At 59.1% G+C, this 14,795-nt stretch carries 12 protein-coding genes and 2 pseudogenes; 13 read left to right on the plus strand and 1 reads right to left on the minus strand.

The window, feature by feature from the left end; genetic code table 11:
• Window positions 1–120 precede the first annotated feature (120 nt).
• From P9A16_RS33095 to P9A16_RS33135, 9 genes and pseudogenes are all read left to right on the plus strand, one after another.
• Window positions 121–336: pseudogene (locus tag P9A16_RS33095) on the plus strand (ABC transporter permease); the annotation flags it as partial.
• Window positions 337–339: 3 nt separating this feature from the next.
• On the plus strand, window positions 340–1,452 hold the full coding sequence (locus P9A16_RS33100; RefSeq protein ID WP_278026427.1) for an ABC transporter permease: 1,113 nt from the start codon (window positions 340–342) through the stop codon (window positions 1,450–1,452).
• A gap of 528 nt (window positions 1,453–1,980) precedes the next feature.
• Window positions 1,981–3,411 carry a YfcC family protein gene (locus P9A16_RS33105; protein ID WP_278026428.1) on the plus strand — a complete coding sequence of 477 codons (1,431 nt, stop codon included), beginning with the start codon at window positions 1,981–1,983 and terminating at the stop codon, window positions 3,409–3,411.
• Window positions 3,412–3,423: 12 nt separating this feature from the next.
• A complete protein-coding gene (arcA, locus tag P9A16_RS33110) occupies window positions 3,424–4,650 on the plus strand; it encodes an arginine deiminase (protein WP_278026429.1) in 1,227 nt (408 codons plus the stop codon).
• A 16-nt stretch (window positions 4,651–4,666) separates the two neighbouring features.
• Entirely contained in the window at window positions 4,667–5,668 is a 1,002-nt protein-coding gene (gene argF / locus P9A16_RS33115; RefSeq protein WP_125271674.1) for an ornithine carbamoyltransferase, read from the plus strand.
• A 2-nt stretch (window positions 5,669–5,670) separates the two neighbouring features.
• Window positions 5,671–6,636 (plus strand): carbamate kinase, encoded by a 966-nt coding sequence (arcC, locus tag P9A16_RS33120; protein ID WP_125271673.1) that lies wholly within the window; start codon window positions 5,671–5,673, stop codon window positions 6,634–6,636.
• Window positions 6,637–6,845: 209 nt separating this feature from the next.
• Window positions 6,846–6,917 (plus strand): annotated as a pseudogene (locus P9A16_RS35860) (host cell attachment protein); the annotation flags it as partial.
• A gap of 364 nt (window positions 6,918–7,281) precedes the next feature.
• Window positions 7,282–7,644 (plus strand): transposase, encoded by a 363-nt coding sequence (locus P9A16_RS33130; protein ID WP_278026430.1) that lies wholly within the window; start codon window positions 7,282–7,284, stop codon window positions 7,642–7,644.
• Complete coding sequence (locus P9A16_RS33135; RefSeq protein WP_278026431.1) at window positions 7,641–8,438, plus strand: IS3 family transposase; 798 nt, start codon at window positions 7,641–7,643, stop codon at window positions 8,436–8,438. The genes P9A16_RS33130 and P9A16_RS33135 overlap by 4 nt, the downstream gene beginning before the upstream one ends.
• A gap of 644 nt (window positions 8,439–9,082) precedes the next feature.
• On the opposite strand, the gene P9A16_RS33140 is transcribed toward P9A16_RS33135, so the two are convergent.
• The gene (locus P9A16_RS33140; RefSeq protein ID WP_082342813.1) at window positions 9,083–10,105 is read right to left on the minus strand and encodes a LacI family DNA-binding transcriptional regulator; all 1,023 of its coding nucleotides are present in this window, start codon (window positions 10,103–10,105) and stop codon (window positions 9,083–9,085) included.
• 89 nt (window positions 10,106–10,194) lie between these two features.
• Between P9A16_RS33140 and P9A16_RS33145 the strand changes: the two genes are divergently transcribed.
• From P9A16_RS33145 to P9A16_RS33160, 4 genes are all read left to right on the plus strand, one after another.
• Complete coding sequence (locus P9A16_RS33145; protein ID WP_082342815.1) at window positions 10,195–11,277, plus strand: Gfo/Idh/MocA family protein; 1,083 nt, start codon at window positions 10,195–10,197, stop codon at window positions 11,275–11,277.
• Window positions 11,277–11,618, plus strand: a complete 342-nt coding sequence (locus P9A16_RS33150; RefSeq protein WP_082342817.1) for an L-rhamnose mutarotase — start codon at window positions 11,277–11,279, stop codon at window positions 11,616–11,618. Before P9A16_RS33145 ends, P9A16_RS33150 begins: the two co-directional genes overlap by 1 nt.
• Window positions 11,619–11,774: 156 nt before the next feature.
• Window positions 11,775–13,541, plus strand: coding sequence for an ABC transporter substrate-binding protein (locus P9A16_RS33155; RefSeq protein ID WP_157255850.1), 1,767 nt, complete (start codon window positions 11,775–11,777; stop codon window positions 13,539–13,541).
• 64 nt (window positions 13,542–13,605) lie between these two features.
• Window positions 13,606–14,790: an enolase C-terminal domain-like protein gene (locus tag P9A16_RS33160; RefSeq protein WP_050746591.1), complete on the plus strand. Its 1,185-nt coding sequence runs from the start codon at window positions 13,606–13,608 to the stop codon at window positions 14,788–14,790.
• Window positions 14,791–14,795: the final 5 nt, after the last annotated feature.

Raw genomic sequence — 14,795 nt, forward strand, 5'->3', positions numbered from 1 at the left:
GCCACCCACATCCATCGCATCCGCGCAATTGCGCATTGGAAAGCTGTGACGGGCGCGGTTGCCTGATTTCCGAGAGCCGTCGGCAGAGCGCAATCACCGCTCGATAACGTGACATCGCCATATTCCGGCATGATCGATCCGGTCTCCTCGCTGCAGGGTGCGGGCGCCTTTATCGGCCAGCTTTATCCGACGACGTATTTCCTGACGATCGCGCGCGGAACGTTCTCGAAAGCACTCGAATTCAAGGATCTCGCCGCCTCCTTCATTCCCCTGCTGATCGCTGTCCCGGTTCTGCTCGGAAGCGGAGTGGCGCTCCTCAAGAAACAGGCAGGTTAACCCATGCGCTTGGCGAATATCGCTCAGCTCGGCGTCAAGGAACTGCGCGGCCTCGCCCGCGATCCCATGCTTGTCGTCCTGATCCTCTATGCCTTCACCCTGTCAATCTACACGGCGTCGACGGCCATGCCGGAGACGCTCAACAAAGCTGCCATCGCCGTCGTCGACGAAGACCAGTCGCCCGTCTCCTCCCGCATCCTGACCGCCTTCTATCCACCCTATTTCTCCATTCCGAATCTCATCTCGCCGCACGAGATGGATAAGCGCATGGATGCGGGCATCGACACCTTCGCGCTCGACATTCCGCCAAACTTTCAGCGTGACCTGCTCGCCGGACGGTCACCGACGATCCAGCTCAATGTCGATGCGACCCGCATGTCCCAGGCGTTCAGCGGGGGTGGTTATATCCAGTCGATCGTCTCAAGCGAGGTCAGCGAATACCTCAACCGCTACAGAAGTGGAGCGGAGGTTCCCGTCGATCTCGCATTGCGCGCACGGTTCAATCAGGAACTCGACAAAGGCTGGTTCGGCGCCATCAACAACGTGATTTCGTCGATCACCATGCTGTCGATCATCCTGACCGGCGCCGCTCTTATTCGTGAACGCGAACACGGAACGATCGAACATTTGCTCGTTATGCCGGTCACGCCGGTCGAGATCATGCTGAGCAAGGTCTGGTCGATGGGGCTGATCGTCCTCATCGCATCGGCGATCGCCATCATATTCGTGGTGCAAGGCGTCCTCAAAGTCCCGCTCCAGGGCTCGGTCACGCTGTTCCTGACCGGTGCAGCTCTGCACCTGTTCGCCACGACGTGCATCGGGATATTTCTCGCAACGGTCGCTGGCTCCATGCCGCAGTTCGGCTTGTTACTGATGCTGGTTTTGCTTCCACTGCAGGTTCTGTCGGGCGGCGTCACACCTCGTGAGGGCATGCCGCAGATCATCCAGGACATCATGCTCGCAGCGCCCAATACCCATTTCGTCATTCTCGCGCAGGCAGTCCTGTTTCGTGGTGCGGGGCTGGATGTCGTCTGGCCGCAACTTCTCGCTCTGGTCCTCATCGGTTCCATCGTGTTTGTTTTTGCGCTGCGCCGTTTCCGCAGCTTCTTGCGATAGGGAACCATTGAAAGGCTGATGCCGCTTGGTGACCGACCTGTTGCGGCCAGGGAACGGAATTACGAGATGGTTCAGCATGTAGACAATGTCAGTTTCACGCGAGTGGCGAGGTCTATGCTCATTCTTCTGCTGCCGATGTAGTTAAACAATAACGATTATTCAGTGGACGATTGCGTTGCCTGTTTGGTCTTTCCTCACCGCAGCAGCCAATGGCTCGGAGTCCGAGAGCCAGAATGAAAATGACCTTAATTAAATAACGGCGCAGTCACGACAACCCCTTAGAGCTCCTCGAAAATCATCAATACAAAAGCATTTGCGTCTTCGTGCGTCGAACCATGCGATATACAGCCTGCAATAAGAGTCATCAGTCGTTGACTCAAATCAATGCTCAGTACTATGATCGATGCAACGGTTGTGTTGCGCCTACTACAATTAGGAACGGCGCCTGCATTTTAAGTGCAGCGCACAAATTGCTGCCGCGAAGTCAGTAATTACTTCAACGTGCTTCAACCAATTTGAGGAGGGGCAATGACCACTGATTCCGAGATACCGGAGGAGCGTCGGTTTCGCTTCCCTACCGCATTCACCATTCTGTTCGGTTTGATCGTTGTGGTCGCCGCGCTGACCTGGGTCATTCCGGCCGGGCAATATGAGCGGGTCCAGAATGCCGCATTGAACCGCGAGGTACCCGTTGCCGGAACCTATGCGGTCACCGAGGCAGCGCCGCAAGGCATCTTCGACGTCATCATTGCGCCAATCGGCGGATTTTATAATCCCGCGACCAACGTGGCAAATGCCATCGACGTTGCGCTTTTCGTCCTTGTGATCGGAGGGTTCATCGGTGTCGTCACCGCTACCGGCGCGATTAATGCCGGCATCGAGCGGGCTATGACAAAGCTCCACGGACGAGAGAAATGGATGATCCCGCTGCTGATGGCGCTGTTCGCATTCGGCGGCACCACTTATGGCATGGCCGAGGAAACGCTCGCCTTCTACATGTTGCTGATTCCCATCATGATCGCGGCGCGCTACGACGCGGTGACGGCGGTTGCAATAATACTTTTGGGAGCAGGTGTCGGTGTCTTGGGTTCGACGGTCAACGCTTTCGCCACCGTCATCGCCTCTGACGCCGCCGGCGTGCCGTTCACCCAAGGACTCGTGTTACGCCTCGTCATTCTCGGTCTAACCTGGCTCGCCTGCGTCGCCTACGTGATGCGCTATGCCGAAAAGGTGCGGCTCGACCCGTCGAAATCCCTCGTCTACGACATGAAGTCGGACAACGAGAAACACTTCCTCAGTACGCACCATGAGGGAACTGCATTCACCACGACCCACAAGTTTGTGCTCGCGATCTTCGGCCTCACCTTCATTGTGATGATCTGGGGCGTGCTGAAGGGCGGCTGGTGGATGGGGGAGATGAGTGGCCTTTTCCTTGCGTCAGCCATTGTCGTCGGCTTCGTGGCCCGGACGGGCGAGAAAAATTTTACCGATACCTTTGTGAATGGCGCGCGCGATCTTCTCGGTGTCGCCCTCATCATCGGACTGGCGCGAGGTATCGTCGTCGTCATGGACGCGGGCAAGATCACCGACACCATCCTGCATTGGACCGAGCTGTCGGTTGCCGGACTGGGCAAAGTCGCCTTTATCAACGTCATGTACTGGCTTCAGGTGCTGCTGTCGTTCTTCGTGCCTTCGTCATCGGGCCTCGCGGTTCTGTCCATGCCGATCATGGCGCCGGTTGCGGATTTCGCCGGCGTCAGCCGAAGTCTGGTTGTCACCGCCTATCAGTCCGCCAATGGCCTCGTAAATCTCATCAACCCGACCTTCGCGGTTGTCATGGGCGCGCTTGCCATCGGCCGCGTGCCCTATGAGCGCTGGCTGCGCTTCATGTGGCCGCTGCTCGTGATCCTCACCGTTATCATCATGGCGAGCCTCAGCATCGCCACCATCATTGCCTGAAGGAGATTTTCAATGGCTATCACCTATGGTGTCCACTCGGAGGTCGGCAAACTGCGCCGCGTTCTCGTCCACCGTCCCGGCGCGGCGCTTGCCCGTCTTACTCCGTCGAACTGCCACGAACTGCTGTTCGACGATGTCATCTGGGTGAAACAGGCACGTATCGAGCACCTGACCTTCGTGGACGTCATGCGCCATCGTGGCGTCGAGGTCGTGTTCCTGCGCGAAATGCTGGCGGAGACTCTGCAAATTCCTGAAGCCCGACGCTGGCTTCTTGAACGTCGCGTCAACGACGACACCGTGGGTACCGGTTTTGCGGACGATCTGCGGGCTTATCTCATGGAAATCGATGCCGACGCCCTTTCGCTAATTCTGATGGGCGGCATGAGCAAGGCGGAGCTCCCAATTAAGGGCGGGGGTCTTCTGGTGGAGACGCTGCGCCCGGAAGATTTCGTTCTGCCGCCGCTGCCCAATCATCTGTTCACGCGGGATACGACCTGCTGGATTTATGGCGGCGTCACGCTCAATCCCATGCGCTGGAATGCACGCAAGCTCGAAACCGTCAACATCGCCGCCATCTATCGTTTCCATCCGGATTTCCGCGATGCCGGCTTCCCGGTCTGGTGGGGTGATCCCGACAAGGACCACGGCCTCGCCACACTGGAGGGTGGTGACGTCATGCCGATCGGCAACGAAACCGTTCTCCTCGGCATGGGCGAGCGGACGACACCGCAGGCCATCGGCCAACTCGCGCGCTCCCTCTTTGCGCAAGGCGGCGCAGAAAGAGTCATTGCGTGTAAACTGCCGATTGAGCGTGCTTCCATGCATCTCGATACGGTCTTCACCTTCTGCGACCGCGATCTCGTCACCCTCTTTGCGGAGGTGGCAGATAAGATCGAACCATATTCGATCCGCCCAGGCGAACAAGAAGGAACGATCGATGTGCGGAAGGAAGAGCGTCCGCTCATCGAGGTCGCGGCTGAGGCTCTGGGTCTGAAGCAGTTACGTGTAGTCGAGACGGGCGGCGACGCTTATGTCGCCGAACGCGAGCAGTGGGACGACGGCAACAACGTCGTGGCGCTGGAACCGGGCGTTGTCGTCGCCTATGACCGCAATACCTACACCAACACCCAGCTTCGCAAGGCGGGCGTGGAAGTTATCACCGTGCCGGGCGCGGAACTCGGTCGGGGTCGCGGAGGCGGCCATTGCATGACATGCCCGCTGATCCGAGACCCCGTGTAACAGAAGGAAGCCATCCATGCCCATCAACATGCACGGCCGCAGCGTCCTGACGCTTCTCGAATTCTCACCTGACGAAATTCGCTTCCTGCTCAAACTGGCCGCCTCGCTGAAGCAGGCAAAATATGGCGGCTACGAGCAGCCACGTCTGACGGGCAAGAATATCGCGCTGATCTTTGAGAAGGATTCCACCCGCACGCGAACCGGCTTCGAGGTTGCGGCCTATGATCAGGGTGCCCATGTCACCTATCTCGGGCCGTCCGGAACCCAGATCGGCAAGAAGGAATCGATGAAGGACACCGCGCGCGTGCTTGGTCGGCTCTACGATGCGATCGAGTACCGCGGCTTCGGTCACGCCGTGGCCGAGGATCTCGCTCGCCATGCCGGAGTGCCGGTTTATAACGGCCTGACCGACGAATTCCATCCCACGCAGATTCTCGCCGATTTCCTGACGATGCGCGAATATACGCGCAAGCATCTGTCGGCGGTCAGTTTCGCCTTCCTCGGCGATGCTGGAAACAATATGGGAAATTCGCTGCTGGCGGGGGCGGCCCTCATCGGAATGGATATCCGTCTTGCGGCGCCAAGGCAATACTGGCCGGATGCAGAACTGGTCGAGCGGTGCCGGGCCATTGCGGCGAACACCGGTGCCAGGATCACCTTGACCGAAGACGCAAAGGAGGCGGTCGCGGGCTGCGACTATCTCTATACCGACGTCTGGGTGTCGATGGGCGAGCCGGATTCCGTCTGGGCCGATCGCATCGAAAAGCTCACGCCTTACAGGGTCACTGCCGAACTGATGGCGGCAACCGGCAATCCGCACGCAAAGTTTATGCACTGCCTGCCCGCGTTCCACAACCGCGAGACCGAAATCGGCGAGAAGATGTTCCAGCAATTCGGCATCGACTGCATGGAGGTAACGGAAGAGGTATTCGAATCGCCGGCGTCCATCGTCTTCGACCAGGCCGAGAACCGGATGCACACAATCAAGGCGATCCTCATCGCGACAATCGGAGGCTAGCAATGCTCATCGTCATCGCATTGGGCGGGAATGCGCTGCTGCGACGCGGAGAGCCTCTCACGGCCGAGAGCCAGCGCGCCAACGTCAAGCGCGCCGCGGCCGCCATGGCCGAAGTGATCGGCGCCGGCCACCGCGTCGTCGTCTGCCACGGCAACGGGCCGCAGGTGGGCCTGCTGGCGCTTCAGTCGGAGGCTTACAAGCCGGAGGAAGCCTATCCGCTCGACGTGCTCGGCGCCCAAACCGAAGGCATGATCGGGTATATCATCGAGCAGGAGCTCGAGAACGCACTGGCCGGCCGGAAACGCGTCGCGACGTTGCTGACTCAGGTAGAAGTCGATGCGGACGACCCCGCGTTCCGCAAGCCGACAAAGCCGATCGGCCCGGTCTATTCCGGTACGAAAGCCGAGAAACTGGCGCGGCAACGGGGTTGGAACATTGCGGCGGATGGCACGGGCCACCGGCGCGTCGTTGCGTCTCCCCTGCCAAAGCATATTCCGGATGTGTCGGTCATCCGGATTCTCGTCGAGCAGGACGTGATCGTCATCTGCGGAGGCGGGGGCGGCATTCCTGTCATCCGCCGGAGCGACGGCAGCCTCATCGGGATCGAGGCCGTCATCGACAAGGATCGGGTGGCGGCACTGCTCGCGGAAGAGTTGGGCGCAGACATGCTGCTGATGCTGACCGACGTCGATGCCGTCTATCGAAACTGGGGCAGTTCCTCCAAGGAACCCATCCGAACGATGTCAATCGATCAGATCCGGTCGGAGGAATTCCCGGCCGGCTCAATGGGGCCAAAGATCGAGGCCGCGCGCGACTTCGTGGCGGCGACAGGAGGTACCGCCGGCATCGGCGCGCTCGGGGATGCAATCGGGATCATCGAAGGCCGTTATGGCACCCTGATCTTTTCCGGCGACCCGACCGACATTCCCCCGGTTCCCAAGTTTAAAACAACTGGAGATAAGAGATGATACTTCCCAACGATGCGACTATTGCCGTGGCGGACGGCAGACGGATATCCCTGTTCCGCAAATAAGGGAGCCGAGCCGCATATCCGGCTTGTCGAACTGCCGGAACCGCAGATCGACGCCTTAAACCACGGCTCAGGCGCACGACACCGCAGCGCAGCGGCCAACCCGGATGCCGCCAGACGCTCAAAGGCGAAATCGGCGCCCTCGTCATCGCCGATCCCAGGACGCTCGGTGAAATGCGCCGCCATTTCCACGACGCCGTGAAGGCAAACCTGATCGGCGAACTGGCCAGGGTTTTAGAGAGCGGCACGAAGCCAGCTCACCCCGCGGAGGCCACGTCTTGTCAGCCTGCGAAGGAATTCCGTCCAGATCGGCTCAGCTTCTGACGTGCCGACCGCATGATCACAAACATTGATCGATGACGAATTCATCCTGCTCTGCCGACCTTTGGCCACTGATGACAGCGTCTGCCGATGGTAGTCTGTACAGTGCCCACAGCACCCAATGTCGAGGGGACGGCGTCTAAGAGATGCCTTCCCCTCGTTTCGTGTAGATCTGAGACGACCCTTGGAGTGAACCCCTCGGACTGGACCACGGGACACGGAAAAACTGATACACTCTGCGGGCCTTAATCGGAGAAGGCTCATGAAGTCCCGAGGTCCATATCGCCGACATTCGACGCCGTTCAAATTGCAGCTTTGCCAGGATATCCGAAACGGCGTCATCGGACGGCGCGATGCACAGCGCACCTATAGCGTTTCGGCCAACCTCATCCAGTTGTGGCTAACGCAGTTCGATCGTGGTGAACTGAACGATGAAGAGGCGGAGGCGAGCGTCATTGCCGAGTACGAGGCCCACATTGCGGCGCTCGAACGTAAAGTCGGCCAACTCACGATGGAGCTGGACCTGGTGAAAAAAACTCCGCGCCAGCCGATCGCCGAAGGCAACGAGAAGTCCTCCATCATCACCGGTCCCCGGCCTGCTCCGTCAGACGGGGGTGCAAAGTGATCGACCTCCCGAGAAGCACGTTTTACCACCGATCCACGGCAAGGGCTTTGAATCTCGGCGATGCCGAGCTCGTTGCGATCATCGAGGACATCCAGGATGAATTGCCCTGCTATGGGTATCGGCGCGTGACGCACGAGCTTCAGCGAAGAGGCCACTTGGTCAACCACAAGCGTGTCGCTCGCGTCATGCGGGCCAATGGCCTCGGGATCAAGCCTCGCAAGCGGTATGTTCGCACGACGGATAGCAACCACGATTCACCGATCTACCCGAACCTCTATCGCAATGTGATCCCGGCGCGGCCTGACATGGTCTGGGTGGCCGACTTCACGTACATCCGCATCGCCGGCGGCTTTTGCTATCTCGCCGTCATTCTCGACGCTTGCAGCCGGAAAGTCGTCGGCTATGGCCTGTCAAAACGCCTAGATACGCCGCTGGCATTGGCAGCGTTGCGTTCGGCGCTCGAGAACAGAAAGCCTCCACCCGGCTGCATCCACCACACGGACCGCGGATGCCAATACGCAAGTGAGACCTATCGACGAGCGCTCGATGCCGCCGGTCTGCAGGGATCCATGAGCGCTGTCGGCAACCCTTATCACAATGCTCAGGCAGAGAGCTTCATGAAGACCCTGAAAGTCGAGGACATCTACATCGCCGGCTACGAGACATTCGCGGATGTGGCCGAACGCTTGCCCAGGTTCATTGAGGAGATCTACAATGCCAAGCGGTTGCACTCGGCCCTTGGCTATCGATCGCCAGCAGAATTCGAAACCCAACTCGCCCAGCAGGCGGCTTAGTTTGAAGCGCCCCGTGGTCCAGCCAGAGGGGTTCACTCCACCCTTTGCCTCAGATCTCATCTCAAACTATTGCAGCAGCGGGTGTCGTTTGGCAGTTAACCGCAAGAATCTGCCTCAACATTTTCAATAAGATAGCGCGGCACCTAATTTGATACACGGCAGTTAATCTGAGAATGTCGCATGGAATATGGCATCTAACTTGAGAAACAGCGGGCCACGACGTCGAGATGAACTTTGATGATTTCGCAATCGCTGCGGCGGAAATAGAGGTTTGGAATACCTCGTTTCTTCAACAACTTGGCAGCTCGTCCAGGCCAACTCGGGATAGCCCATACCTGCAACTGATTTGCAACGGCACTTGACGAAGTTCTCAGATTAAATGCCAAACGAGATCCAAACATCCGCATTCTTACGATTAAGTGCCACGCGACAATCTCCTCTTGGACCGTTCGCGGATACGAACATTGCCGAGTTAATTCGGTATCGGCCCGTTCTGGAAGCCAAGACCTTCGCGAACTTCTGTCAAAATGCCCAATTGTGCCCTTCTGCAAGCGACGCCGGATAGGGAACTGCACGACAAGTTGAGGGCATTGGAAATGCCGGTGAACCCTTCGTTATCGCCGCGCCAGCGGTACCGGAAGTTGCTACGCACTCTCACGCGAGATGATCTCAAATCCGAGCCGCGTCGCCCGCCCGGACGGGGTTTTGCCTGCCAGGCGCGCCAGGAGCATTCGGCCCGCCTCCATACCGGTTTCCCGCACCGGAAACCTGATCGTGGTCAATCCCGGCCTGATCCAGCCGGACACGATGCTATCTCCAAAGCCCGCAATCGCGACGCGACCGGGGACATTCAGGTGCAGGTCAAAGGCGTGGCGGATGGCTCCAACCGCGACATAATGACCGGCAAACACGACTGCATCCGTCTGCGGATGTTCGCGAATGATCGTGCCGATGATCTCTCCACCCTGCCCTGTTCCCGGCGTGGCCGTGATGTCGTAGACGACCGGCGCATCAAGACCGGCTTCTTCAGTCGCCAGGTGCAGACCTGCGAGACGATCGGCCATGCGACTGTCGTCAAGTCCGACATGGCCGACGAATGCCAGGTGCCGACGCCCCCTGCCTATCAGGTAGCGCCCGAGTGCTGCACCGGCATCCACATTCGACGAGCCAACGCTCATGTCGAGCGGCTCAGGATTATAGTCAAACATCTCCACCACGGGCGTGCCGGAACGGCGCAGGAGATCGACGCAGTCTGGACTATGATCCTTGCCGGTCAGCAGTATGCCATCCACCCTATGCCCCAGAAATGTCCGCACGAGCTCGCACTCAGCCTCAACGGAAAAATGCGAGTGGCCAAGCAGGATCTGGTAGCCCGCCGGTTCAAGCACGTCAGCGGCCCCTTGCATCACCATGGAATGGATCGGGTTGGCGCTCGTCGGAACCACAACCCCGATCACCCGGGTGCGTGCGGAGGCCAGGCTCGAGGCTTGACGATTGGGGATATAACCAAGCTCGGCCGCGATCGTCAGCACGTGCTCACGCGTCTTGCGCGAGACGCGGTCCGGATTGCTGATGCAGCGAGACACGGTGACGGCAGACACGCCCGCAGCTTGTGCGACCTCCTGTAAACGGACGGGGGTATTTAAGGGTGAAACTGGTTGCGACATATCCGTCCAGGGTTGTGAGGCCGACTTGAAGGAGCCGGCTGCGAATGAACAAGCTTGCTTGACTTCTCCATGCCATAGATCCTATCAGAATGGAAAGCGTTTTCCAAATGAGTTTCTCCATGGCGAAGATCCGAGCCTCGGTTATCGGTGCTGGCTGGTACGCAGCGCAAAACCACATCCCTGCTTTGGCGCGGCGCAGTGACGTCATCCTGGATGGGGTATCGCGCCTGGGCCAGGAAGAACTTTCAAAGGTGAAGGAGCATTTCGGCTTTGCCTTTTCGTCTGAAGATTTCCAGGAGGTTCTTTCGCGATGCCCCGATGTGGTCATCGTCGCCTCGCCCCATCACCTGCACTACCAGCATGCCCGCGCAGCGCTCATATCGGGAGCGCATGTGCTTTGCGAAAAGCCGATGACGCTGGATGTGGGCGAAGCCTGGGATCTGGTGGCCCTGGCGAAGGAGCATGGGCGCCATCTTCTCATCGCCCACGGCTACAATTATCTGCCGCACGTCGATCAGTTGACCCTCAAGATCGCCGAGGGCGCGATCGGAACAATCGAGCATGCAGCGGTCAGCTTCATCTCCGCCACGCGCGATGTCTTTCAAGGCCAGGCGGGTCTGCGGCAGTGGGAAAGCGCGCTCTTCAGGCCGGATCGCAGCACCTGGCAGGATCCTGGGAAAGGTGGTGGGTTTGCCTATGGGCAGCTCAGCCACGCCCTGTCGCTCTTGTTTCTTCTCACTGGCCTTGCGCCGACGAAAATAAGCGGATCGACCTTCGACCGCGACGGCATTGACCTTGCCAATGCCGCCAGTCTTTGCCTATCCAATTCAGCCGTGGCAGCAATCTCGGGGGCTGCAGCCATGCCGCAGGGAAACCGGGCATTGATGCGCATCTATCTCGCCGGCAGCTGCGGTGTCGTCGCTGCAGAATTTGATCGCGACTTTTGCGAAATTCGCCAGGCAAGCGGCAGGGTTGAGCGCCTGGGCCTTTCCGATGGAGACTGGGCCTATCGCTGCGATGGCCCGGTGGATGCGCTCGTCGATCTTGCGCAAAATGCCGGTACGAACCGGTCCACCAGCATCAACGGCGCCCAGACCGTCGCAACCATTGCGGCACTGCTGCAATCGTCGCGGCAGGACGGCCAGGTTCAAACCATCCGGGCTCATCTGTGATGGCAGAAGCGATGGGCTCCACCAAGGCATTCCTGCTTCGCATCCGGCAAGGCAAGATTGCAGAATACAAGCGGCGCCACGCGCAGATCTGGCCGGAGATGGTCGAGGCGCTCGAACAGCTCGGCTATCGGCACTACGACATCTTTGTCCATGAGGGCAGTGGCTGCGTCTTTGGCCATGTCCTGATCGATTCCACGGTCACTGGCCAGGCTGATCATCCGACCATCTTGCGATGGCGAGCCTATATGGCCGACGTGCTTGAGATGGATGGCGAGCTCCCAGTTCAGGAAGTCCTGGAGAAGGTGTTCACGCTTTCAAACCACGTGAAAGCGGCGCCGTAGCATCGATCAGACCCGCTGCCCTATTGACGCGTGCAGTCGGTTGGCGTAAATGGACAGCGCTTTCCATTTTATGGAAATGGAGATCGCGGAGAAGCGGCGCGAGGCCGCGCAGGGGGCATGGGGAGGCCTCTTGTCACTTTCGATTGGGAGGAGTGCATGCCAAAATTTCGTTCAACTGGGGCAAAGAGTGCCGGTGCAGCCGTCTTGGCCGCCGTCTTGCTCTCCACGACAATGGCCTATGGCCAGACCGTGCCGGATGTGCCGCGCAATCGCACCTTAATCAGCCAGGGTTGGGATTACTATAATGCGGTCCCGTCGACAGAGAATTTCAATCCCTATGCAGGGGTTTTGCTCCACCAGCGCAACAGCCTGCATTACACCGTCAATGAAGCGCTGTTTTACACCAATCACTTCACTAATGAGCTGATCCCCTGGATCGGTGAAAGCTACAGCTACAACGACGACTATACACAAGTGACCATCAAGCTGCGCGAAGGCGTACGCTGGAGTGACGGTGAGGCCCTGGATGCCGAGGATGTCGCCTTCACCTTCTCCATGCTGAAGGCCGCAGCACCGGATCTGCTGTTTTCGAGCGCGATCGACGAATGGGTCGCCTCGGTCGACGTCATCGATCCCTTGACCGTCAAAGTGTCCTTGACGAAACCAGGTCCCAGATGGGCTGCCGATTTTCTGGCAACGGGCCAGTCAACACGCTTCGTGGTCGTCCCCCAGCACATCTGGGAGGGGAAAGATCCCAAGACCTTCAATAATTTCGATCTCGCCAAGGGCTGGCCGGTCGGCACTGGACCGTTCAAGCTTGTCAAATCGGATGCCAGCTCACTGTTTCTCGATCGGCGTGATGAATGGTGGGCACAAGATGCTGGGCTTGTTGAGGCAATGCCGAAGGTGGAGCGGGTCATCTATGTCCCCGCGACCGCCGAAGCCATGCCCCAGCTTTACGCCACCAACCAGATAGATATCGGTCGCAACATTCAATCAGGTGTGTTCGAAGCGATCCGCTTCCAGAACCCAAACCTGACAGCCTGGAACAATGAGGGACCTGTCTGGGGCGCCCCGAATGGCTGCGTCGTCGGCATCCGTTTTAATACGCAGCGCCAGCCTTTCGATAATGTCGCCCTGCGTCAGGCGATCAATGCCGCAATTGACCGCGACCAGATCGTCAACCTCGCTTATGAGGGCTCCGTCAAAAAGGCAATCTTGCCGTTTTCTTCCTACCGCGGAATGCTCGACTATGTCGATCAGCTTGAAAAGAGCCTCGATGTCGGCGTCCTGGACCAACACGATCTTTCCAAGGTCGACCAGCTGCTTCAGGGCGCCGGCTTTACGAAGAGCGGTGGCGCATGGGTGCAGCCAGATGGGAGCCCGCTGCAGATCGCCGTTCAGGTCGGACAGGGCGACCCCGTCGGCCCGGTTCTCGTCCAGCAACTGAAATCGGCAGGCTTCGACGCCATCGTGAATGTCCAGCAGGTGACCGCCCAGACGGAAGCGCTGTCGACCGGCAATTTTGGATTAAGCGTCTATCCACATTGCGGCAGCCTCTATGATCCCTGGCAAACCCTGGAGCACTTCCATTCCAAATATGCAGCGCCAGAAGGACAGGCGGCGACCAATCTGCGCGCCGTCACACGCTACGGCAACCCCGACCTGGACGCTTTGCTCGACAAGATGGAAGCCTCGCAGCCCTCGCCGGATAATCCAGAATACGCAGATCTCGTTGAACAGGCGACTGCGAACTTTATCCGCGACTTGCCGGAAATCCCGCTGTTTGAGGAAATTCAGACGCAACCGTTCAATACGACCTACTGGACGGGCTATCCCTCCTTTGACAATCCCTATGTCGCCCAACCCCTGCCGTGGGAAGGTTTTGCATTGGTGATCCACCGTCTTCAGCCCACCCAGTAACCCCTGGCGAGCGGGTCTTGCCAAAGGCCCGCTTTCCACGAGCTTTATGACTAGAGTGAACGCGGTGAAAATCAAGCAGATCAGAGCCTTTGCCATCCGCAGCGAGATGGTCGGTGCGCTTTACAGGGAAAAGACGCCTTCGGGCGCACAGCCGCGGCGAGATCCATGGACCCGCCAGGCGCGGGTGGCGGGCCCGATGTCCGGCTACTCACAGTTTAAGGCCAGCAGGTCGAGCTGGCGGCTCGATGGCGCAGTCGGATGCCTGGTCACGGCCGAAGACGGTACGACCGGCTTTGGCGTCAGCCGCCATGGGCGCGCCGTCATCAGTCTGATCAATGATCATTTTTCCCCCTTGCTGGAAGGTCAGGAGGCACTTGCCACCGATCGGGCCTGGGACATGATGATGCGGGCCTCCTCCCCCTATGGATCCTCAGGGATCGCCGCCTATGCCATCAGCGCGGTCGACCTTGCGCTGTGGGACCTGAAGGGCAAGGTTCTCGACAGACCCGTTTATGAGCTGATCGGCGGGCCCGTCCATGACAGCATCTTCTGCTATGCCACAGGAAACGACACCGACTGGCACATGGAGCTCGGGTTTCAGGCAACGAAGCTTGCATGCCCCTATGGCAGCTTTGACGGGCTGGCAGGACTGACGGCCAATGAGGAGCTCGTTCATCGAACACGCGAGATGATCGGCCCGACGGTGGAGCTGATGCTTGACTGCTGGCTCGCCTTCGACCTGGAATATGCCGTTCGCCTTGCAGAGCGTCTTCGCCCCTATGGATTGCGCTGGATCGAAGACTGTCTGCTGCCCGATCAGTTGGAAGCCCATGCCGGACTTCGCAACCGACTGCCGTGGATGAGCCTTGCAACTGGTGAACACTGGTACACGCCCTCAAGCTTTCTGACTGCCGCCAGCCGTCAGTTGGCCGATATTTTCCAACCCGACATCTGCTGGGCTGGCGGGTTGACCGGGTCAATGCGCATCAATCACATTGCCGAAGCGGCCGGGATCGAGGTGATCCTGCATGCCGGGATGAACACACCCTATGGGCAGCATCTCACCTATGCGAGCGCCAACATGCGCTGGGGGGAATTCTTCCTCGGCTCGGCTCCGGGCGTGCCGCTGAAGGACGCCTTGATATTTCCTGGCATGGCCGTGCCCGACCAAGGCCTACTCGTACCCAATGCCGAACCCGGCTTTGGACTGGGTCTGACCGAGGCGGTTTTGCAAGACATGCTGATCTGAGGGCT

This window comes from Shinella sp. 838, assembly GCF_029623935.1.
Classification (GTDB): Bacteria; Pseudomonadota; Alphaproteobacteria; order Rhizobiales; family Rhizobiaceae; genus Shinella.

Bases quoted from the DNA above. Each gene is read 5' to 3' on its own strand.
- P9A16_RS33140 (WP_082342813.1), bottom strand. From the start codon at position 10,105: ATGTCGCAACCAGTTTCACCCTTAAATACCCCCGTCCGTTTACAGGAG.
- P9A16_RS33130 (WP_278026430.1), top strand. From the start codon at position 7,282: ATGAAGTCCCGAGGTCCATATCGCCGACATTCGACGCCGTTCAAATTG.
- P9A16_RS33100 (WP_278026427.1), top strand. From the start codon at position 340: ATGCGCTTGGCGAATATCGCTCAGCTCGGCGTCAAGGAACTGCGCGGC.
- arcC (WP_125271673.1), top strand. From the start codon at position 5,671: ATGCTCATCGTCATCGCATTGGGCGGGAATGCGCTGCTGCGACGCGGA.
- P9A16_RS33150 (WP_082342817.1), top strand. From the start codon at position 11,277: ATGGCAGAAGCGATGGGCTCCACCAAGGCATTCCTGCTTCGCATCCGG.
- P9A16_RS33155 (WP_157255850.1), top strand. From the start codon at position 11,775: ATGCCAAAATTTCGTTCAACTGGGGCAAAGAGTGCCGGTGCAGCCGTC.
- P9A16_RS33105 (WP_278026428.1), top strand. From the start codon at position 1,981: ATGACCACTGATTCCGAGATACCGGAGGAGCGTCGGTTTCGCTTCCCT.
- arcA (WP_278026429.1), top strand. From the start codon at position 3,424: ATGGCTATCACCTATGGTGTCCACTCGGAGGTCGGCAAACTGCGCCGC.
- argF (WP_125271674.1), top strand. From the start codon at position 4,667: ATGCCCATCAACATGCACGGCCGCAGCGTCCTGACGCTTCTCGAATTC.
- P9A16_RS33145 (WP_082342815.1), top strand. From the start codon at position 10,195: ATGGAAAGCGTTTTCCAAATGAGTTTCTCCATGGCGAAGATCCGAGCC.